The sequence below is a fragment of the Streptomyces sp. SP17BM10 genome, from assembly GCF_036322405.1.
Taxonomy (GTDB): domain Bacteria; phylum Actinomycetota; class Actinomycetes; order Streptomycetales; family Streptomycetaceae; genus Kitasatospora.
In genome coordinates this window covers 168,638-188,583 of record NZ_JAQYXB010000684.1, presented here as the reverse complement: position 1 = coordinate 188,583, position 19,946 = coordinate 168,638, and the positions used below count along the sequence as shown (strand labels likewise).

19 protein-coding genes are annotated in these 19,946 nt (G+C 73.7%); 15 read left to right on the top strand and 4 right to left on the bottom strand.

Annotated elements, in window-relative coordinates; genetic code table 11:
• Positions 1–449 precede the first annotated feature (449 nt).
• Positions 450–929, top strand: coding sequence for an ATP-binding protein (locus PUR71_RS39970; protein WP_329932211.1), 480 nt, complete (start codon positions 450–452; stop codon positions 927–929).
• Between the two features lie 387 nt (positions 930–1,316).
• On the opposite strand, the gene PUR71_RS39965 is transcribed toward PUR71_RS39970, so the two are convergent.
• The gene (locus PUR71_RS39965; RefSeq protein ID WP_329932210.1) at positions 1,317–2,285 is read right to left on the bottom strand and encodes a GlxA family transcriptional regulator; all 969 of its coding nucleotides are present in this window, start codon (positions 2,283–2,285) and stop codon (positions 1,317–1,319) included.
• A gap of 153 nt (positions 2,286–2,438) precedes the next feature.
• On the opposite strand from PUR71_RS39965, the gene PUR71_RS39960 reads away from it, so the two are divergent.
• The 4 genes from PUR71_RS39960 to PUR71_RS39945 all read left to right on the top strand — a co-directional run bounded on the left by PUR71_RS39960 (position 2,439) and on the right by PUR71_RS39945 (position 5,881).
• A complete protein-coding gene (locus PUR71_RS39960; RefSeq protein WP_329932209.1) occupies positions 2,439–3,764 on the top strand; it encodes an MFS transporter in 1,326 nt (441 codons plus the stop codon).
• 19 nt (positions 3,765–3,783) lie between these two features.
• Positions 3,784–4,311, top strand: a complete 528-nt coding sequence (locus PUR71_RS39955; RefSeq protein ID WP_329932208.1) for a GNAT family N-acetyltransferase — start codon at positions 3,784–3,786, stop codon at positions 4,309–4,311.
• A 129-nt stretch (positions 4,312–4,440) separates the two neighbouring features.
• Entirely contained in the window at positions 4,441–4,782 is a 342-nt protein-coding gene (locus PUR71_RS39950) for a DUF4229 domain-containing protein (protein WP_329932207.1), read from the top strand.
• Between the two features lie 31 nt (positions 4,783–4,813).
• On the top strand, positions 4,814–5,881 hold the full coding sequence (locus tag PUR71_RS39945; RefSeq protein ID WP_329932206.1) for a LacI family DNA-binding transcriptional regulator: 1,068 nt from the start codon (positions 4,814–4,816) through the stop codon (positions 5,879–5,881).
• Positions 5,882–6,010: 129 nt separating this feature from the next.
• Here PUR71_RS39945 and PUR71_RS39940 read toward each other — a convergent pair whose 3' ends face one another.
• On the bottom strand, positions 6,011–7,219 hold the full coding sequence (locus PUR71_RS39940; RefSeq protein ID WP_329932205.1) for an MFS transporter: 1,209 nt from the start codon (positions 7,217–7,219) through the stop codon (positions 6,011–6,013).
• Between the two features lie 448 nt (positions 7,220–7,667).
• Between PUR71_RS39940 and PUR71_RS39935 the strand changes: the two genes are divergently transcribed.
• Positions 7,668–8,996 (top strand): dicarboxylate/amino acid:cation symporter, encoded by a 1,329-nt coding sequence (locus PUR71_RS39935; protein ID WP_329932204.1) that lies wholly within the window; start codon positions 7,668–7,670, stop codon positions 8,994–8,996.
• Between the two features lie 228 nt (positions 8,997–9,224).
• On the opposite strand, the gene PUR71_RS39930 is transcribed toward PUR71_RS39935, so the two are convergent.
• Complete coding sequence (locus PUR71_RS39930) at positions 9,225–9,428, bottom strand: cold-shock protein (protein WP_030060085.1); 204 nt, start codon at positions 9,426–9,428, stop codon at positions 9,225–9,227.
• A 321-nt stretch (positions 9,429–9,749) separates the two neighbouring features.
• Here PUR71_RS39930 and PUR71_RS39925 point away from each other — a divergent pair, with 321 nt between their 5' ends.
• The 9 genes from PUR71_RS39925 to PUR71_RS39885 all read left to right on the top strand — a co-directional run bounded on the left by PUR71_RS39925 (position 9,750) and on the right by PUR71_RS39885 (position 19,319).
• The gene (locus PUR71_RS39925) at positions 9,750–10,646 is read left to right on the top strand and encodes a menaquinone biosynthetic enzyme MqnA/MqnD family protein (protein ID WP_329932203.1); all 897 of its coding nucleotides are present in this window, start codon (positions 9,750–9,752) and stop codon (positions 10,644–10,646) included.
• A gap of 134 nt (positions 10,647–10,780) precedes the next feature.
• The gene (locus PUR71_RS39920) at positions 10,781–12,502 is read left to right on the top strand and encodes a serine/threonine-protein kinase (protein ID WP_329932202.1); all 1,722 of its coding nucleotides are present in this window, start codon (positions 10,781–10,783) and stop codon (positions 12,500–12,502) included.
• Between the two features lie 205 nt (positions 12,503–12,707).
• Positions 12,708–13,928, top strand: a complete 1,221-nt coding sequence (mqnC, locus tag PUR71_RS39915) for a cyclic dehypoxanthinyl futalosine synthase (RefSeq protein ID WP_329932201.1) — start codon at positions 12,708–12,710, stop codon at positions 13,926–13,928.
• Between the two features lie 58 nt (positions 13,929–13,986).
• Entirely contained in the window at positions 13,987–14,619 is a 633-nt protein-coding gene (locus PUR71_RS39910) for an imidazolonepropionase-like domain-containing protein (RefSeq protein ID WP_329932200.1), read from the top strand.
• A 259-nt stretch (positions 14,620–14,878) separates the two neighbouring features.
• Positions 14,879–15,466: a hypothetical protein gene (locus PUR71_RS39905; protein ID WP_329932199.1), complete on the top strand. Its 588-nt coding sequence runs from the start codon at positions 14,879–14,881 to the stop codon at positions 15,464–15,466.
• Between the two features lie 187 nt (positions 15,467–15,653).
• Positions 15,654–16,355 carry a demethylmenaquinone methyltransferase gene (locus tag PUR71_RS39900; protein WP_329932198.1) on the top strand — a complete coding sequence of 234 codons (702 nt, stop codon included), beginning with the start codon at positions 15,654–15,656 and terminating at the stop codon, positions 16,353–16,355.
• A 105-nt stretch (positions 16,356–16,460) separates the two neighbouring features.
• Positions 16,461–17,771: a geranylgeranyl reductase family protein gene (locus PUR71_RS39895; protein ID WP_329932197.1), complete on the top strand. Its 1,311-nt coding sequence runs from the start codon at positions 16,461–16,463 to the stop codon at positions 17,769–17,771.
• A gap of 111 nt (positions 17,772–17,882) precedes the next feature.
• A complete protein-coding gene (locus tag PUR71_RS39890) occupies positions 17,883–18,719 on the top strand; it encodes an LLM class flavin-dependent oxidoreductase (protein WP_329932196.1) in 837 nt (278 codons plus the stop codon).
• Between the two features lie 54 nt (positions 18,720–18,773).
• Positions 18,774–19,319, top strand: a complete 546-nt coding sequence (locus PUR71_RS39885; RefSeq protein ID WP_443077738.1) for a nucleoside deaminase — start codon at positions 18,774–18,776, stop codon at positions 19,317–19,319.
• 142 nt (positions 19,320–19,461) lie between these two features.
• On the opposite strand, the gene PUR71_RS39880 is transcribed toward PUR71_RS39885, so the two are convergent.
• Entirely contained in the window at positions 19,462–19,917 is a 456-nt protein-coding gene (locus tag PUR71_RS39880) for a cupin domain-containing protein (protein ID WP_329932195.1), read from the bottom strand.
• Between the last annotated feature and the right edge of the window lie 29 nt (positions 19,918–19,946).

Genomic DNA, 19,946 nt, shown 5'->3' with positions numbered 1-19,946 from the left:
TTGCGGCCGTCGGGCGGCGGGAGGAATCCCGGAACAAGGGAGCGCCGAGTTTCGGATCGTCACATGGTGGGACGTTCGGTTCGTGCAACCGTCCGCCGATGCCGCTGTTCGAGAGTGGTCGGACATATGTCGCACGGGTGGTTCGCGAGTGGCGGGCCGGGTGTCGGGGGTGCGCGGCGGTAGGTTCGCCACTGCCGGTCCGGCGTGGTCGGCCGCGGTCCGGCCGAGCGTCGGTGCGAGGTTCGCCAGAGTGAACGGGACAGTATGCACTGCCCTGTCCCCCGATCGCTGGAATATGCCCGAAGCGCTTGCTGCGGTCCGTCCGCCCGCTCATCCTGAGGCGTATTCGTGTCGCGGCCAGCACCGGGTGGGACGTGCGAGGGCCCTGCCGGCCGGCCGAACCGGCCCGACGGGACGATGGCCGAACTGCGAGTGCGGGTGGTGGAGCGGTGCAGGTTCTTCAGGTACAGCTGGCGGTGCAGGCGGATCCCGCCGAGGTGGGCCGGGCCCGCAGGTGGGTGCGCTCGCGGCTGTTGAACCACGGGGTCGACCCGGACGCGCCGATGGCCGAGACGGTGGTGCTGGTGGTCTCCGAGCTGGTGACCAACGCCGTGGTGCACACCGGCTGTCCGGCGGTCCTGCGGCTGTGCCTGCCGGTGGACTGCGCCGCCCCGGCGGGCGCCCCGGCGCCGGCCGTCCCGCTGCGGGTGGAGGTCGCGGACGCCAGCCAGGTGGCGCCCGCCCCCCGGCACGCGGGCGCGGACGCCGACGCCACCAACGGGCGCGGCCTGGAGCTGGTCGAGCTGCTCTGCGAGCGCTGGGGCTGGTACCCGGACGGCTCGGGCAAGCGGGTGTGGTGCGAGATCGGGGCGGACGCCCGGCCTGCGGACCCGTTCGCGGGCGTGGACTGGGCGGCGCTCGCGCAGTAGGTGCGGCGCGCGATCAGCGGGCCGACCAGGGGCGCGGCCGCCGCAACGATCACCGGCCGAAACCTGACGCAACCATTCCGAATTTCCGACAACCCATTGACGTGACGTATCCGACTGATCACGCTTGGGTGCAGCTCTCCGTCGCGAGGGGACGCCGAGGGGACACCCGTACGGCCGTCGTGGTGCTGCTGTCCAGGGGGATCGTGCCAGCAGGGGGGATCACGGCCGGCCGGAGGTGCGACCTCCTCGGCGAGTGCGGAGCGCCGTGCGCGGCTTCAGGGCCCGTGCGTTGCGATCGGATGGCGGCCCGCCGTGCCGCGCTCGGGGTGTGCGCGGCGGGTCGCCGTCCGATTCGTCTGTCATCCGCCCGTGGGATCGCCGTCGAGTTCAGGACACGGCCCGGAACGTCCTGCGGTAGGCGCTCGGCGCGACGTCGAGGCGGCCGCGCAGCTGGAGCCGCAGCGAGGTCGCGGTGCCGAAGCCGGACTCCCGGGCCACCTGGTCGATCGTCAGGTCGGTGCGCTCCAGCAACTGCCGCGCCCGCTCGGTGCGCTGGACGGTGAGCCACTGGCCCGGACTGCTGCCGGTCTCCTCGCGGAAGCGCCGGGTGAACGTCCGCACGCTCATCCCCGCGCGGTCGGCGAGCTGGCGCAGGGCGAGCGGCTCGTCCAGGTGCTCCAGCGCCCACGCGCGCACCGCCGCCGTGCCGGTGCCGCCGTGCTCCATTGGGCTCGGGGCCTCCACGTACTGCTTCTGACCGCCCTCGCGCCACGGCGGGACGAGGCAGTTGCGGGCCACCGCGTTGGCGACGGCGCTGCCGTGGTCGCGCCGCACCACGTGCAGGCACAGGTCCACCCCGGCGGCCACCCCGCCGGAGGTGAGGACGTCGCCGTCGTCGGTGTAGAGCACGTCCGGGTCCAGCCGCACCTGCGGGTACAGCTCGGCGAAGCGCTCGGTGTAGCGCCAGTGCGTGGTGGCCGGGCGGCCGTCCAGCAGGCCGGCGGCGGCCAGCAGGAAGGAACCGGTGCAGATCGACAGCAGCCGGGTGCCGGGCCGGATCCGGGCGAACGCGGCGGCCAGTTCGGGGGTGTAGGCGGCGTCGGCGGTGGTCGGACCGGCGTCGGCGGAGGCCGGGATCACCACCGTGTCGGCCCGCTCCAGGAGTTCGGGCCCGTGGTCGACGGCCACGCGGAAGTCGGCGCTCGTGGCGACCGGCCGGCCGTCCAGCGTGCAGGTCGCCACCTCGTACAGCGGCTCGCCGCCGGGCCCCTTCGCCCCGCCGAAGATCCTTGCGGGGATGCCGAGTTCGAAGGCGATGACCCCGTCCAGGGCCAGGACCGCCACCAGGTGCGCCATCTCGTTCGTTCCCTCCGCCGTGACCCGTCTGACCCGCGTGGCCCGCACGCCCGCGGCCCGGCGCCAGCCTAGGCCAGTCCGTGGCCCGATTCTTTCGAAAGCTGGCATTCAGGCCACTCGTCGTCGTCCGGGCGCCCCGGGAGACTCGTCCGCGTGACCGAACGCAACGTCCTCGCCCCCACCCCCGCCCCCTCCGCGCAGACGCCCGCCCGCCCCGCCCGGCGCGTGCACTACGCCTGGGTGGTCGCCGGCGTCTCCCTGCTGGTGCTGCTCGGCTCGGCCGGCTTCCGCTCCACGCCCGGCCTCATGATGGACGCCCTGCACAACGAGTTCGGCTGGTCGCTCGGGACCATCTCCAGCGCCACCTCCGTCAACCTCGCCCTCTACGGCCTCACCGCCCCCTTCGCCGCCGCCCTGATGGACCGTTTCGGTGTGCGCCTGGTCGTCGTCTGCGCGCTGCTCACCATCTCGGTCGGCTCCGGGCTCACCATGTTGATGCGCGAGCCGTGGCAACTGGTGCTCTGCTGGGGCGTGCTGGTCGGCCTCGGCAGCGGCTCGATGGCCGGCGCGTTCGCCACCACCATCACCGGCCGCTGGTTCCGCGCCCGCCAGGGCCTGGTCACCGGCGTGCTGACGGCCGCCGGAGCCGCGGGCAACCTGATCTTCCTGCCGGTCGGCGCCTGGCTGGTCGAGCACCACGGCTGGCGCTCGGCGGTGGTCGTCGTCTCGCTCGCGGCCAGCGCGGTCGCCGTCCCGGTCCTGTTCCTGATGCGCGAGCGGCCCGCCGACATCGGCCTCCTGCCGTACGGCGCCACCGAGGCCCCGCCCGCCCCCGCCGCCGACGGCCGGGCGCTGGTCCGGACCCTGCGCGTGCTGCGTGTCGCCGCCCGCACCAAGGCGTTCTGGCTGCTCGCCGGCTCCTTCGCGATCTGCGGCGCCACCACGGCCGGCCTGGTCGGCACCCATTTCATCCCGGCCGCCCACGACCACGGCATGCCCGTCACGACGGCCGCGAGCCTGCTCGCCATGATCGGCCTGTTCGACGTGGTCGGCACCATCGCCAGCGGCTGGTTCACGGACCGCGTCGACTCCCGTCTCCTGCTGGTCGTCTATTACGGGCTGCGCGGGATCTCCCTGCTCCTCCTGCCGCAACTGCTGGCCGGCTCGCTCCAGCCGCCGATCCTCGCCTTCGTGATCTTCTACGGCCTGGACTGGGTGGCCACCGTGCCGCCGACCGTCGCCCTGTGCCGCCGGCACTTCGGCGAGGACGCGCCGATCGTCTTCGGCTGGGTGCTCGCCGGCCACCAGATCGGCGCGGCCGTGGTGGCCGGGCTGGCCGGCTTCGCCCGGGACGCGCTCGGCGACTACGACGCCACCTGGTACGGCGCCGGCGCCCTGTGCGCGATCGCCGTCGGCCTCTGCCTCGCGCTCCGCGGCACCGGCGGCAAGGCCTCGTCCGCCGTCGCCCTGTCGTCATGACCCACTAGGCTCCGCACTCATGACGCTCACCTTCACCCTCGACCCGAAGCCCGACCCCGACCTGCGGGCCGCGATCGTCGGCCTGTGGGCCGACGTCACCAACGCCGGCGGGGCCGTCGGCTTCGTGGCACCGGTCACGGAGGACGACGTCTGGGACACCGCCGACCACCACTTCGCCGGGCTGTCCCCCGAGGGGCCGGACCGCCTGCTGGTCGCCCACGAGACGGAGACCGGCCGGCTGGTCGGGGTGCTGTTCTTCGAGTCGATGCGCTTCAACCTCATGGAGCACTGGCGGATGCTCAAGCGCGTCATGGTCCACCCCGACACCCAGGGCCGCGGCTACGGCCTCCGGTTGATGGCGGAGGCCGAGCGGGTCGCCCGGGAGTGGGGGCTGGACGGCCTGCGGCTGACGGCGCGCGGCGGCCAGGGCCTGGAGCGGTTCTACGCCCGCTGCGGCTACCGCGAGGTCGGCCGGGTCCCGGGCGCGATCCGGGTCGCGCCGGGGGACGACCGCGACGACATCACCTTCTGGCTCGACCTGCGCTGACGGCCGCGCCGGCCGCCGTGGCGAAGGGACCGGAGCGGGGGACGGGCGACCCGTCCCCCGCTGCGCCCGTCGGGCATGCTTCACTGGGAGACCGGCCCCGACCCCCAGCGCAGTGAAGGACGTGCCCCAGTGAGCAGCAGCAACGGCCCCGCCAAGTCGCACGCCACGCTCCGCTACACCTCCCTGCGGGTCAGCATCTTCCTCGGCTGCCTGCTGGTGGCCCTCCTGCTCGGCCACTTCGGGGTCATCCCGGTCAGCGGCCAGACCGGCGTGATCTTCCTCTTCCTGCTGGCCGCGATCGCCTCCGCGCCGCTCAGCTACGTGCTGCTGAGCCGCCAGCGCGACGACATGTCGGCCCAGATCACCACCAAGGTCTCCGGGATGCGCAGCCGCACCGCCGAGCGGATCGCCGCGCAGAACGCCGAGGAGGACGCGGCCGACGAGGCCGCCCGCGCCGCCGCGCGGAACTGAGGCCGGACCGCCCGGACCCGCTCCCGCCGCCGTGCCCGCCTCCGCCGAGCTCCCGCAGGCCCCCGAGCCGCCCGCCGACGCCGCCTCCGGCACCTGGCCCGCCCCCGCGAGGCGGCCCACCGGCCGGGACGTCGCCCGGCTCGCCGGGGTCTCGCAGGCCACCGTCTCGCTCGTGTTCTCCGGCTCCGAGGCCGGCTCCCGCGTCTCCGACGCCACCCGCGAACGCGTCCGCGAAGCCGCCCGCAGCCTCGGCTACCGCCCGCAGGCGGCCGGCCGCCAGCTGCGCCTGGGCCGCAGCGGGATGATCCTGCTGGCCGTCCCCAACCTCCTCGGCCCGTTCTTCGGGCGGGTGCTGGAGGGCGTCCACGAGGAGGCCGGGCGGCACGGCCTGGCCGTCGTGGTCAGCTCCGGCTGGGGCAGCGCCACCCTCGCCGAGGCCGCCACCACCAGCCGCTTCGACGGCCTGCTGATCTGCTCGCCGGACGACAGCCAGCTCGGCGACCTGCCCGCCGACACCCCCGCCGTCTTCCTCGACGCCGACCCCGGCACCGACCGCGCCCGGCCCACCATCGAGCTCGACGTCGCGGGCGGCATGCGGGCCGCGGTCGAGCACCTCGCCGCGCTCGGCCACCGCCGGATCGGTCGGCTGCGCTCGATCCACTCCGCCTACACCTTCCGGGCGCGGCAGGCCGCCTTCGAGCAAGCCGTGGCCGAACTCGGCCTGGACATCGTCGAGTTGGGAGTGCGCCTGAACGAAGGGCACCCGGCCGCCCGGAGCGTCGCCCGCGGGATGCTGGAGCGCCCGGACGCGCCGCGCGCGGTGATCTGCGACGACGACGTGGTGGCGTCGGGGGTCTACCAGGCCGCCGCCGAACTGGGCGTGCGGGTGCCGGACGACCTGTCCGTGGTCGGCATGGACAACGTCGCGGTCGCCGCCCTGCTCGCCCCGCCGCTGACCACGGTCGACCTGCCCGGCGAGGAACTCGGCCGGGCGGGCACCGCCGCCCTGGCCGGCCTGCTGCGCGGCGAGCGGGTGGTCCCGCCGCCACCGCTCGCGACCTCGCTCGTGCTGCGCTCGTCCACCGCCGGGGCCCGCTGACCCGTCCGCACCGTCAGGCGCGCATGACTGTGCCCCGCCGGTCCAGACCTCCGGCGGGGCACAGTCGTCCAGGGGCGTGTCCTTCGGCTCAGGCCGGTGCCGCCACGCCAGGGCACGCCCGCGGGCTGGTCAGCCCACGGGCACCGGCTGCGGCACCGGCGCGAGCGGCACCGCCCGGAACCACCGGCGCGCGCCGAACAGCAGCAGCCCGCCCAGCCCGATCCCGCCCGCCGCGCACAGCGCCACCGGCCGCAGCGAGCCCTCGGCGAGGTTGCCGGACACCGCGTAGCCCAGCGAGTTGCCGGTCGCGAACAGCGTCACCAGCCAGGCGAACGCCTCCGTCACCGTCCCGGTCGGCGCCAGCTCCGCGACCAGCACGAACGCCGCCGCCAGCAGCGGGGCCAGCACGATTCCGGACACGAACGCCAGCACGGCCATCGGGTACGGGCCGGGCAGCACCACCAGCGGCAGGTAGGACGCGGCCATCACCAGCGCCATCACCCACGTCCGGGTGCCCGTGCCGCTGCGCCACCTGACCGCCCCGTACGCGAGCGCGCCCAGCAGTCCGCCGAGCGCCGCCAGCGCCAGCAGGGTGCCGGCGCCGCCGGGCAGGGCACCCGCGTGGTGCTCGGCGTAGGCGATGAACAGCACGTTCTGCGCGCCGACCGCCCAGCCGGCGCCGGCCAGCCCGACCAGCAGCAGCACCAGGCCGGGGGAGCGCAGCGGGCCCAGCAGCCCGGCCGAGTGCTCGCGGGCCGGGGCCCGCCACGCCCGCGCCGGCGCGGCGGTGGCGACGACGAGCGCGCCCGCGAGGCCCAGTCCGGCCGCCACCCACAGGGCCGCGACGGGACTGAAGAAGCCCGCGATCCCGGCCACGGCCAGCGGCCCGGCGACGTAGAGGATCTGCTGCGAGGCGGAGTCGAAGGCGTAGGCGGTGTCCAACTGCTCCTCGTCGACCACGGCCGGCCACAGCGAGCGCAGGCAGGGTTCGAGCGGGGGCATCGCGAGTCCGGCGATCGCGGCGCCGACCGGTGCGGCGAGCACCGAGCCGGGGGCGAGGGCGAGCAGCGCGTACCCGCCACCAGCGAGGACCGCGGAGGCGATCAGCACGCGCGGTTGCCCGGTGAGGTCGACGATCCGGCCGAGCACGGGCCCGCCGACGGCGGCCGCCAGGGCGTACACGGCGGTGGCCAGGCCGATCCGGCCGTAGGGCGCGCCGGCCTCGCGCAGGGCGAGGGCGATGACCAGGGCGGTCATGCCGGCGGGCAGGCGGCCGAGCAGGGTGCCGAAGAGGAGGCGGCTGACGTGGGGGGCGCGGAGCAGGGCGAGGTAGCCCATCGGCGGATCTCCGGTGGGGGAGTCTGGGGGCGGGTGGGGGTGGGGCCTTGATGGCGATGTCAAAGTTATACGTATAACTGCGGGCGGTCAATCGAGCCGGAGCGGCCGCCTGATGGCACGTCAGGCTCGTTCGTGTCCGGATCTCGCTCTTGTGCCGCCCTGATCTCAAACAAGTACTTTGAACATCTCAAACCTTTACTGCTAACGTGTCGCCCATGACCCCCTCGGACGCACCCCGGATGCACGGCCTGGGCACCCCGCCCACCGCCGCCCGCGCGCGCCGTCTGCCGGGAGCCGTGGACAGCCCGCGCCGTTGTCGCGCCGCCCGCTGTATTCCGGCGGCACGCCCCTGACCGGGGCCGGGCCCTCACCGCCCGGCCCGCGCGCCGTGCCGCCGTCCCCGCCGCACCCCACCGTCAGCACCGCCCTCCCCCGGAGTCGCACCCCCATGTCCACAGCGCCCGAGGCGACCTCGTCGCCGTCCGTGCTCGCCCGCATCCGCAAGACGCCGTTCTGGGTGCAGATCGTCGCCGGCCTCGTGCTCGGCGTCGGCCTCGGCTACGTCGCCCGCGCCGCCGACGTCTCCTGGCTGGCCACCACCCTGGAGACCATCGGCAAGACCTTCGTCCAGCTGCTCAAGCTGGCCGTCCCGCCGCTGGTGTTCACCGCGATCGTGGTGAGCGTCGCCAACCTGCGGGGCGTCACCAACGCGGCCCGCCTGGCCGTCCGCACCCTGCTCTGGTTCCTGATCACCTCGCTGATCGCCGTCGCCATCGGCCTCGGCCTCGGCCTGCTCACCGACCCGGGCAAGGGCACCAACCTCAGCACCGAGGGCCTCAAGGCGCCCAAGGGCGGCGGCACCTGGGTCGACTTCCTGACCGGCATCTTCCCGACCAACATCGTCACCGCGTTCACCGAGGTGAACGTGCTTCAGATCGTCTTCATGGCGGTCGTCGTCGGCGCCGCGGTCATCAAGCTCGGCGCCAAGGCCGAGCCCGTCCTCAAGCTCAGCGAATCGGTCCTGGAGCTGACCCAGACCGCCCTGTGGTGGGTCATCCGGCTCTCCCCGCTCGGCACCCTCGGCCTGATCGGCAAGTCCGTCGCCAAGTACGGCTGGGACCTGCTCAAGCCCTTCGCGACGCTCACCCTCGACATCTACGTCGGCTGCGCGCTGGTGCTGTTCGTGGTCTACTCGCTGCTGCTGAAGTTCGCCGGCGGCCTCAACCCGCTCAACTTCTACCGGGGCGCCTGGCCCGCCATCCAGCTGGCCTTCGTCTCCCGCTCCTCGGTCGGCACCCTGCCGGTCACCCGCCGCGTCACCGAGCGCCTCGGTGTCCCGAGCGAGTACGCGTCCTTCGCCGTCCCGTTCGGCGCCACCACCAAGATGGACGGTTGCGCGGCGATCTACCCGTCGATCGCCGCGATCTTCGTCGCGCAGGTCTACAACATCGACCTGGGCGTCAAGGACTACATCCTGATCGCCTTCGTCTCGGTCATCGGCTCGGCGGCCACCGCGGGCCTCACCGGCGCGATCGTCATGCTGACCCTGACCCTCTCCACCCTGGGCCTGCCCCTGGAGGGCGTCGGCCTGCTGCTCGCCATCGACCCGATCCTGGACATGATGCGCACCGCGACGAACGTCGCCGGTCAAGTTGTAACGCCGATCATCGTGGCTGCTCGCGAAGGCATCCTCGACCGCACGGCCTACAACAAGCCGCACGGTGATCTGCTGGACGAGCCGGCCGCCGTCCCGGCGGAGGCCGCTGCCGCGGTCTGAGGCCGCGGGCGGAGGCCCGCCCCCGTGCCCGACCGGCGCGGGGGCGGGCCTCCGCGCGTCCGGGGTGGGGGTGACGGCGTGACGGGTGACGGCATGACGGGGAAAGAGGCAGGGGGCCCGCCGTGTGGTGGGCCCCCTTGGGTGTTGCTCTTGTGCTCATCGTGGCGGCTGTCGGGAGCCGCCTGCGGACCCGTGGGGGTCCCGAGCGATCAGATCATCAGAGGATGGTCAGATAGCGGTGACGTTCTCCGCCTGCGGGCCCTTCGGGCCCTGGGTGACGTCAAAGCTGACCGCCTGATTCTCCTCCAGCGAGCGGAAGCCGCTCGCGTTGATGGCGGAGTAGTGGACGAAGACGTCGGGGCCGCCGCCCTCCTGGGCGATGAAGCCGAAGCCCTTCTCAGCGTTGAACCACTTGACGGTTCCCGTGGCCATGCCGTTCTCCTTGCGAGGCGTGTCGGGGGCCACACCGTGTGGCTCCCGGTCCGCTGCGCTGATCGCCCTGCCTCCGGACGAGTCCGAAGTTTTTCGATATTGCTGAAAAACTACAAAAAGCCTGCGGTTACATGCTCCGCAGGCTTCAAGTACTGCAAGGGGAATCAAACTGCAACTGAGGGCAACGCTAGCATGCGGTTGCGGTGACGACCAGGGGTGAACTGCGGTGCGCACGGCGCGTGTCGGGAGGGCGGGTGCGAGCCGTTCACGACACCGGGCATACGCTGCGGGGAGGCGCACGAAGAGCAAGGGAGCGGCGCAGTGGAGCACACCCCGGAGGAACGCACCCCGGTCAGGCCGAGGGTCGGACACATTCAGTTCCTGAACTGCGTACCCCTCTACTGGGGACTCGCCAGGACCGGAAATCTGCTCGACCTCGACCTCACCAAGGACACCCCCGAGAAGCTCAGCGACCAGCTGGTCGACGGCACGCTCGACATCGGCCCGATCACCTGCGTGGAATACCTGCGGCACGCCGACGAACTGCTCGTCCTGCCCGACATCGCGGTCGGCAGCGACGGCCCCGTGATGTCCTGCGTGATCGTCAGCAAGGTGCCGCTCGCCGACCTCGACGGCCGCCGGGTCGCCCTCGGCTCCACCAGCCGCACCTCCGTCCGGCTCGCCCGCCTGCTCCTGGAGGAGCGCGAGGGCGTCCGCCCCGCGTACTTCAGCTGCCCGCCCGACCTCGCCCACATGCTCGCCGAGGCCGACGCCGCCGTCCTCATCGGCGACCCCGCGCTCCGCGCGTACCTCGGCCAGGCCGCCGACCTCGGGCTCACCGTCCACGACCTCGGTGCGATGTGGAAGGAGTGGACCGGCCTGCCCTTCGTCTTCGCGGTCTGGGCGGTGCGCCGCGACTTCGCCGCGCGCCGGCCCGAACTGACCGCCGCCGTCCACCGGGCCTTCCTGGAGTCCCGCGACCTGTCGCTGGTCGAGGCGGCCAAGGTCGCCGAGCAGGCCGCCCGCTGGGAGGCCTTCGGCGCCGACGTGCTGGAGCGTTACTTCAGCGAGGCGCTCGACTTCTCGCTCGGCGAGCGGCAGTTGGCCGGCGTCGCCGAGTTCGCCCGCCGGGTGGCGCACGACAGCGGCTTCGCGCCGGACGTCGCCGTGCGGCTGCTGGAGCCGGTGGCGGGCCTGGAGCCCGCGGTGGTCGGCTGAGGTTCCCCCGGTCCGGCCCCGCGGACCCCATCGGTCGGCCGGTGCCGGTACGGTCTGCTCCCGGGCCCGCGGTGCGGGCCTCCGGGAGCGGCCCGGTCGAAGAGCCGCCCGTCGGCGAGGGGAGCGTGCGGGGGATGCAGGCACTGGGGTCGGACGACCCGCGCCAGGTGGGCGCCTACCGGCTGCTGCGCCGGCTCGGCGCCGGCGGCATGGGCCGGGTCTACCTCGGCCGGACGGCGGGCGGGCGCACCGTCGCCGTCAAGCTCGTGCGCGGCGAACTCGCCGACGACGCCGAGTTCCGCGCCCGCTTCCGCCAGGAGGTCGCCGCCGCGCGCCGGGTCGGCGGCGCCTGGACGGCGCCCGTCCTGGACGCCGACACCGAGGGCGAACAGCCCTGGGTCGCCACCGGCTACGTCGCCGGGCCCCCGCTCGGCACCGCCGTCCACGACGGCGGGCCGCTGCCCGAGGCCGCCGTGCGCGCCCTCGGCGTCGGGCTCGCCGAGGCCCTCGCCCACGTCCACGGCCTCGGCCTGGTGCACCGCGACGTCAAGCCGTCCAACGTGCTGCTGACCCTGGACGGCCCGCGGCTGATCGACTTCGGCATCGCCCGCGCCCTGGACGCCGCCAGCGGATTCACCCAGTCGGGTTACGTCGTCGGCTCACCCGGCTTCATGTCGCCCGAACAGGCGAACGGGCAGGCCGTCGGACCGGCCGGCGACGTCTTCTCCCTCGGCGCGGTGCTCGCCTTCGCGGCCACCGGCGTCCACCCCTTCGGCGAGGGCGTCAGCGCGGCCGTCCTCCTCTACCGCGTGCTGCACGAGCAGCCGGACGTCCCCGGGCTGAGCGGGCCGCTGCGCTCGATCGTCCTCGACTGCCTCGCCAAGGAGCCGGCCGACCGGCCCACCCCGCAGCAACTGCGCGCCCGGCTGGACCCGGAGGGGGAAGCCGCCCTGCGGCTGCGACAGGGCGGCTGGCTGCCGCCCGCGCTCGCGGCGGGGGTGGGGCGCAGCGCGATCGAACTGCTGGACCTGGAGGGGGAGTCGGAGAGCGTGTCGGCGGACGTGCCGCCGGCGGCCCGGGGGCCGGTGTCCGGGTCGGCTGCCGGCGCGGTTGCAGGACCGGCCGGCGGAACGGACTCCGGTCCGGTCTCCGGGGCGTTTCCCGGGGCGTTTCCAGGAGTCGAGCGGACGCCGACCTACGTGCCGCCGGCCGCCGGGGCCGGCGCCCGGCCGCGCCGCACCGTGCCGGCCGCGGCGCTGGCGGCCGCGCTCGTGGTGCTCGTGGGCGGCGCGTACGGGACGTACCGGTGGCTCAATCCGGCGGCTCCGGTGGTGACGGCCACGGGCAGCGGCTCGCCCGCCGCCCCGTCCGGGAGCGGCAGCGCCGCACCGGAGCCCGCGCCGGCGTCGGACGGGCCGACCGAGGCGGCGAGCACCTCGGGCACGCCGGGCACCTCGGGCGGGCCGAACGCGGTGCCGGCCGCGTTCCTCGGCACCTGGACCGGGGACATGGTCACCGACAAGGGCCTGCCCGCGGGCACCACCCGGCTCACCGTCGGGCCGGCCGCGATCGGGCAGGAGAACACCACCAGCCAGAACGGCATGTCCGGCATCATCTCGATCAGCTGCGAGGGCGTCTGGAAGCTGCGGGAGGCGGGCCCGAAGAAGCTCGTGTTCCAGTCCCGGCTGGTCCGCTCCAGCCTGCCCGGCGCGTGCTCCGGCGGCGCGTACACCGAGACGCTCACCCTGCAGGACGACGGGACGGTCCGCTTCACCTCCGCCGACCCGGTGGCGGGCAACCCGGCCGGGACGATGCACCGCACGGGCGCGGCCCCGTCCGACGGTTCGCCGCGCTAGTGGCGTGCTCCCGGTCGCCGGGTACACAGGGGGACCGGATACATAGGGGGACAGGAGACGGGAACGGGCCGGGCGGCGGGCTGGCGCAGGGGCCGGAATCAGCTGGCGTAGGCTGGTTCGGCCGTACCCGGAAGCACCCGTGACCGGGGCCGACGCGCAGAGAACAGCAGTACCCGAGCAGTCCCGAGAGAGAGAAGGCCGCCAGGTGTCCGAGCTCGCAGCGACCACCCTCGATGCGCCCAGCACCGACCTGCAGGCCGTGCTCGACCGCGCCGCCGCCGGCGGCCGGATCACCCCCGAGGAGGCGCTGGAGCTCTACCGCTCCGCGCCCCTGCACGCCCTCGGCTCGGCGGCCGACGCGGTGCGCCGCCGCCGCTACGCCGGCACCGAGCACATCGCGACCTACATCATCGAGCGCAACATCAACTACACGAACGTCTGCGTGACGGCGTGCAAGTTCTGCGCCTTCTACGTGCCGCCGAAGAGCGACAAGGGCTGGTCGCGCGAGCTCGACGAGATCCTGCGCCGCTGCGCGGAGACGGTCGAGCTGGGCGGCACCCAGATCATGTTCCAGGGCGGCCACCACCCGGACTACGGCGTCGAGTACTACGAGCGGGCGTTCTCGGCGATCAAGGCGGACTTCCCGCAGCTGGTGATCCACTCGCTGGGTGCCTCCGAGGTCGAGCACATGTCACGGATCTCGGGCGTCTCCGTCGAGGAGGCCATCACCCGCATCCACCGGGCGGGCCTGGACTCCTTCGCCGGCGCCGGCGCCGAGCTGCTGCCGGAGCGCCCGCGCAAGGCGATCGCCCCGCTGAAGGAGTCCGGCGAGCGCTGGCTGGAGATCATGGAGGCCGCGCACGGCCTCGGCGTGGAGTCCACCTCCACGATGCTGATGGGCACCGGTGAGACCAACGCCGAGCGGATCGAGCACCTGCGGATGATCCGCGACGTGCAGGACCGCACGGGCGGCTTCCGCGCGTTCATCCCGTACACCTACCAGCCGCAGAACAACCACCTGAAGGGCTCGACGCAGGCGACCGTCTTCGAGTACCTGCGGATGATCGCGATCGCGCGCCTCTTCCTCGACAACGTCGCCCACATCCAGGGCTCCTGGCTCACCACCGGCAAGGAGGCGGGCCAGCTGTCGCTGCACTACGGCGCGGACGACCTCGGCTCCGTGATGCTGGAGGAGAACGTCGTCTCGGCGGCCGGTGCCAAGCACCGCTCCAACCTGACCGAGCTGATCCACCTCATCCGGGCCGCCGACCGCGTCCCGGCGCAGCGCTCGACCACGTACGAGCACCTGCGGGTGCTGGACGACCCGGCGAACGACCCGGTCGACCCGCGCGTCGCCTCGCACATCGCCTCGACGGCGATCGAGGGCGGCACCGCCCACCCCGAGCTGAAGATCCTGGACAACTGAGCGCCCCCGCAGCGGCGGCCGTGACCCCCGCCCCCGTGCCGGGAGCGGGGGCGGCGCCGTGCTGACCCTGCACCGGGCGGGCTTCGTGCTGCCCGATCCGGGCAGGGCCGGCACCGTGCTCGCCGACGGCGCGGTGCTGGTGCGCGGCGAACTCGTCGAGGCGGTCGGCCCGTTCGGCGAACTCGCGGCGGCGCACCCGGGCGCCCGGGTGCGGGACTGGGGTGCGGCCGTGCTCGCGCCCGGGCTGCGCAACCCGTACGGCGCCTGGCTGCTGGAGCGCGCCTACCACCCGGACCCGCGCGAGGAGATCGGCGTCGAGCCGGTGCCGGGCGGGCTGGACGCGGAGACCGACGACGTGCGGTGCGGGGCGAGCGCCCGGCGCGGCCTGCAGCGGCTGCTGGGCTTTGGGGTGACGGCCGTGGCCGGGTCCTTCGCGCGGGCGTCGGTGCGGACGGCGGTCGCGCGCTCCGGGCTGGCCGCGCTCGCTCCCGCGGGCGGCACGGACGCCGCCGAGGGCCCGTTGGACCCGCTCGCCGTGCTGCCGCTCGCGCAGGCCGCGCACGGGCCGGTCGCGGCGGGGGGACGGGCGGACTTCGCGGTCTTCGCGTGCGACGGGGACGCTCCCGTGCCGCTGCCGGGAGGCTGTCTGGCGACCGTGCTGGGCGGTCGGTTGGTGTACCGACGGCGCTGACGGCGCGGCCGGGTCGGACCCCTGATCTGTCGTCGACCCGTCCGCGGTCCGACTTCCTTGCCGCGCAAGGGACTTCCTTCGTGTGCGGCCGAACTCCGGGCCGCGCGGCGCCGGGTGATCGCCCCTTCGCCGTGACCTGAGGGCCCGCCAGCGGATACGATCCCGGACAGCTCACTCCGTACCCCCACCACACCACCGCCCGTGCCCGCGGGAGGCGGGGCCGCGTCCCCGGCCCCGACGCAAGCCAGGACAAGGAACCATGCGACCCGCGACCGTCCCCCCGCCGCGCACCCCGCGGTTGGGCCGTGGCTGGTACCTCGCCGCCGTGCTCAGCGCCGTGCTCGCCGTGGGCATGTGCCTGCTCGGCTGGCGCCAGGCCGACCAGGCCGACCGGATCGAGGCCCACCCGGTGCGGGTCGAGGGCGTCGTCACCCAGCTCCCGAGCGGCGGCGGCTCCTACAGCGCCGTCAGCTACCGGGTCGGCGGCCAGGCGCACACCGCCGCCGCCCTGCCGCTCGCGGACGGCACCAAGGTCGGCGACACGATCTGCCTGGAGCACGCCGCCGACGACGCGGGCGCGGTGCGGATCTGCGGCGACACCTACCCGCAGCCGGTGGGCGTCGGGCTGGCCCGGTTCAGCGTGCCGGTGGCGGTCGTGCTCTTCCTGGTCTGCGTGTGGCGGATCCGGCAGCACCGGCGGGCGGTCGCCGTCCGCATCCGGCAGGGGCGGCTCGCGACCACCGTCGCCCTCGCGACCGGGGCTCTGGCCGACGGGATGCCGGCGATAACGGACGGCAAGCGCTCGCGCCGCAAGCGGCGTGCGGGCGGGCGGCGCGCACTGCACTGACGGGCGTGTCGAGAAGAACACCCGGGAGTGCCCGGCGAGGTGCCCCCGAAAGGGTGCCCGGCGAGGCGCGTCGGGCGGCCTACCAGGGGCGCGCGGAGGGGCGCTGGTGAGCTGCGAGGGGCGTGGGCCGCGGGCACTGCGCCGCCCCGTTGCTCCGGGCGCGGGCGCCAGGGTGAAGAATGGGGGCGTGACCCGAGCCTCTCTGGACAAGCAGCCGCACGAAGTCGCCGCCATGTTCGACGACGTCGCGGCCAGGTACGACCGCACCAACGACGTGCTCTCCCTCGGCCAGGCCCGCGCCTGGCGCCGGGCGGTGGCCGAGGCGGTGGCCGCCGGGCCCGGGGACCTCGTGCTCGACCTCGGGGCCGGCACCGGCACCTCCTCGCTGCCCTTCGCCGAGGCCGGCGCCCGGGTCGTCCCGTGCGACTTCTCCGTCGGCATGCTCGCCGAGGGCAAGCAGCGCCACCCCGAGCTGCCGCTCACCGCCGGCGACGCGACCCGTCTGCCGTTCGCGGACGACACCTTCGACTCGGTGACGATCTCCTTCGCGCTGCGCAACGTCCACGACACCGACGCGGCGCTGCGCGAGATGCACCGGGTCACCAAGCCCGGTGGCAAGCTCGTGCTGTGCGAGTTCTCCACGCCGACCTGGACGCCGTTGCGCACGGTCTACACCGAGTACCTGATGCGCGCCCTGCCGCCGGTCGCCACCGCGGTCAGCAGCAACCCCGACGCCTACGTCTACCTCGCCGAGTCGATCCGGGCCTGGCCGGACCAGCCGGCGATGGCGGCCCGGCTGCAGGAGGCCGGCTGGTCGAAGGTGGCCTGGCGGAACCTGACCGGCGGGATCGTCGCGCTGCACCGCGCGTACAAGACCGCCGCCGCGTAGCCGTCGTCCGCTTCCGCCCCGTAAGCGCACCTAGACTGCCCGGGGCGGCAGCCGCCGTTCACCCGTCGTCGTAGTCCCAGCCGTCGTTCCAGGAGAGTGCCCACCGTGTCCGAGACCGCAGCCGACCCGACGAAGCCGGGCAGCACCGTCGAGAGCGCGGCGGACGTCATCGTCGTCGGCGCGGGTCCGGCCGGTGCCACCACCGCGTACTACCTCGCGCAGGCCGGCCTGGACGTGCTGCTGCTGGAGAAGACCTCCTTCCCCCGCGAGAAGGTGTGCGGCGACGGCCTCACCCCGCGCGCCACCAAGCAGCTCGTGGACATGGGCATCGACGTCTCCACCGAGAACGGCTGGCTGCACAACAAGGGCCTGCGCATCGTCGGCGGCGGCGTGCGGCTGCAGCTCGACTGGCCCGAGCTGTCCTCCTTCCCCGACTACGGCCTGGTCCGCAAGCGCGCCGACTTCGACGAGCTGCTGGCCCGTCAGGCCGAGAAGGCCGGCGCCCGCCTCTACGAGCGCTGCAACGTCAGCGGCCCCGTGCTGGACGACCGCACCGGGCGCATCGTCGGCGTCACCGCCAAGCTCGGCGAGGAGAAGCGGGAGGTGACCTTCCGCGCGCCGCTCGTCGTCGCCGCCGACGGCAACTCCACCCGGCTCTCCCTCGCCATGGGCCTGCACCGGCGCGAGGACCGGCCGATGGGCGTCGCCTACCGGACGTACTTCACCTCGCCGCGCCACGACGACGACTACCTGGAGTCCTGGCTGGAGCTGTGGGACACCCGCGGCGGCCAGCGCCGCCTGCTGCCCGGCTACGGCTGGATCTTCGGCATGGGCGACGGCACCTCCAACGTCGGCCTCGGCATCCTCAACTCCTCGCCCGCGTTCGGCGAGCTGGACTGGCGTGAGGTCCTCAAGGCCTGGTGCGCCGGCATGCCCGAGGAGTGGGGCTACACCCCCGAGAACATGACCGACCCGATCCGTGGCGCCGCGCTGCCGATGGCCTTCAACCGCCAGCCGCACTACACCCGCGGACTGCTGCTCGTCGGCGACGCCGGCGGCATGGTCAACCCGTTCAACGGCGAGGGCATCGCCTACGCGATGGAATCCGGCAAGATCGCCGCCGGCGTCATCGTCCAGGCCGGCGCCCGTGTCACCGACGGCGGCCGCGAGCGCGCGCTGCAGGCCTACCCGCGCATCCTCAAGGACGTCTACGGCGGCTACTACACGCTCGGCCGCGCCTTCGTGAAGCTCATCGGCAATCCGCAGGTCATGCAGATCGCCACCCAGCGCGGGCTCACCCACCCGATGCTGATGCGCTTCGTCCTCAAGCTGCTCGCGAACCTCACCGACCCCCAGGGCGGCGACGCCATGGACCGCGTCATCAACGGCCTCGCCAGGGTCGCCCCGAACGCCTGACGGACGGCACCGTGGGCGGACGGCACCCCACCGTCCGCCCGCAGCAACAAATTTGATCAAGCATCGCCAAGAACCGCACACGGGCGAAGGCCAGTTGCTAGCCTGACAGCCATGCGGATAGGCGTGAACGTCCCCAACTTCGGTCCCGGAACGCACCCGGAGCACCTCGCCCGATGGGCCAAGACCGTCGAGGGCCTGGGGTTCGACCTCCTGATGGTCTCCGACCACGTCGCGATCACCCCGGACGTCGCCAAACAGTATCCGGCGCCGTTCTTCGAGCCCTTCACCACGCTCTCCTGGCTCGCGGGCATCACCACCCGCGTCCAGCTGGGCACCACCGTCCTCATCGTGCCCTACCGCCACCCCCTGCTGATGGCCCGGATGGCCGCCAACCTGCAGCAACTCAGCGGCGGACGGCTGATCCTCGGCGTCGGCGTGGGCTGGGCCAAGGAGGAGTTCGCGGCGCTCGGAGTGCCCTTCGAACGGCGCGGCAAGCTGACCGACGAGTACCTGGACACCATGCGGACCGCCTGGGACGACGAGGCCGACTACGGCAGCGGACGGATCCCGGTCTGGGTCGGCGGCAACAGCGACGCCGCCCTGCGCCGGGCGGTGCGCCTCGGCGCGCCCTGGCACCCGCTGCGGTTCACCATGCCGTGGTTCACGGAGGCGGTGGGCCGTCTGAAGGTCATCGCCGACGAGGCGCGGCGGCCGGTGCCCGAGCTGGCGCCGCGCATCCTCCTGAAGCTGACCGACCGGCCCGTCGACGGGCCGGACCGCAAGGCCGGCGAAGGCACCATCGAGCAGATCCTCGGCGACATCGAGCGGTTGCGTCTGACCGGCGCCGAGACCGTGCTGCTCGACCCCTACCTCGGCGACCCGGACGAGACCCTGCGGCCCGAGGCGGCGTGGCAGGCCCTGGCCACCGTCGCGGCGCACCGGTCGTAGGCGTCCGTCCGTAGCCGTTCGTTCGTATCACCGCCCCCGAGAGACGGAGTACCCGTGGCCAGCAACGCCCACGACCTGCACGAGAGCGATGTCGCCGGCGCCGCCGCCGTGACCGAGTCCGACCTGCCCTACCTGCGCCGCTGCGTGGAGCTGGCGACCGAGGCCGTGGAGGCCGGCGACTTCCCGTTCGGCTCCGTGCTCGTCTCGGCGGACGGCAAGGTCCTCGCGGAGGACCGCAACCGCGAGTCCAGCACCGGGGACCCGACCCGTCACCCGGAGTTCGAGCTGGCCCGCTGGGGCGCGGTCAACCTGAGCCCCGAGGAGCGGGCGAAGGCGACCGTCTACACCTCCGGCGAGCACTGCCCGATGTGCGCGGCCGCGCACGGCTGGGCGGGCCTCGGCCGGATCGTCTACGTCAGCTCGACGCGGCAGTACCGCGGCTGGCTGGCCGAGTGGGGCGTGGCGATCACCTCGCCGCTGAACCCGCTGTCGGTGCGGGAGGTCGTCCCCGGGCTGGAGGTGGCCGGGCCGTCGCTCGAACTGGCCGCTGAGGTGCGCGAGTTGCAGCGCCGCTTCCGCGGCATCGACGCTGCGCTCTGAGCCTTCGCCGTTCCACGCCATCCGCCGCCACCGGCCCCGGTGGCGGCGGATCGCGTGGTGATGACTGCGGAGCGAACGGAACCGGGCCCGACAGCGATCCGCTGTCGGGCCCGGTTCACGTGCTCCGGCCGGCCGCCGGTGATCAGACCATCCGCTGGTCGTACTTGGCCATGTGCTCCTGCAGCTCCTCCAGGCTGGGGTTGCGGCCGTTGGCCGTGAGGCGCTCCAGGCCGCGGAAGTAGTCCTCCCGGTTGAAGATCGGGTAGAACATGATCAGCAGGGTGGCGTCCTCCTTGCCCCGGTTGGTGAAGCCGTGCGGCGCACCCTTGGGGACGTAGGCGAAGGCACCGGGCTCACCGACGACCTTCTCGTCGCCGATGGTGAACTCGATCTCACCCTTGACGACGTAGAACATCTCGGTGGACTGGTCGTGGATGTGCGGGGCGGCGCCGTTGGCCTCCGGGGCCATGTGGTGCTCGAAGAAGCCGAACTCCCCGTTGGACTGCTCGGTGGTGAGCTTGAAGTAGGTCTTCTTGCGGCCGTCGCGGATGCTCGCGAACTCGCCGCCACCGGCCGGAACATACAGGGGGATGGACATGTCTCTCCTCAGTGTGTTTCACAAGGGCC

Excerpts from the sequence above, each read along its gene's own strand:
- PUR71_RS39965 (WP_329932210.1), bottom strand. The coding sequence starts at position 2,285 with ATGGCGCACCTGGTGGCGGTCCTGGCCCTGGACGGGGTCATCGCCTTC.
- PUR71_RS39955 (WP_329932208.1), top strand. The coding sequence starts at position 3,784 with ATGACGCTCACCTTCACCCTCGACCCGAAGCCCGACCCCGACCTGCGG.
- PUR71_RS39940 (WP_329932205.1), bottom strand. The coding sequence starts at position 7,219 with ATGGGCTACCTCGCCCTGCTCCGCGCCCCCCACGTCAGCCGCCTCCTC.
- PUR71_RS39935 (WP_329932204.1), top strand. The coding sequence starts at position 7,668 with ATGTCCACAGCGCCCGAGGCGACCTCGTCGCCGTCCGTGCTCGCCCGC.
- PUR71_RS39930 (WP_030060085.1), bottom strand. The coding sequence starts at position 9,428 with ATGGCCACGGGAACCGTCAAGTGGTTCAACGCTGAGAAGGGCTTCGGC.
- PUR71_RS39920 (WP_329932202.1), top strand. The coding sequence starts at position 10,781 with ATGCAGGCACTGGGGTCGGACGACCCGCGCCAGGTGGGCGCCTACCGG.
- PUR71_RS39905 (WP_329932199.1), top strand. The coding sequence starts at position 14,879 with ATGCGACCCGCGACCGTCCCCCCGCCGCGCACCCCGCGGTTGGGCCGT.
- PUR71_RS39890 (WP_329932196.1), top strand. The coding sequence starts at position 17,883 with ATGCGGATAGGCGTGAACGTCCCCAACTTCGGTCCCGGAACGCACCCG.
- PUR71_RS39880 (WP_329932195.1), bottom strand. The coding sequence starts at position 19,917 with ATGTCCATCCCCCTGTATGTTCCGGCCGGTGGCGGCGAGTTCGCGAGC.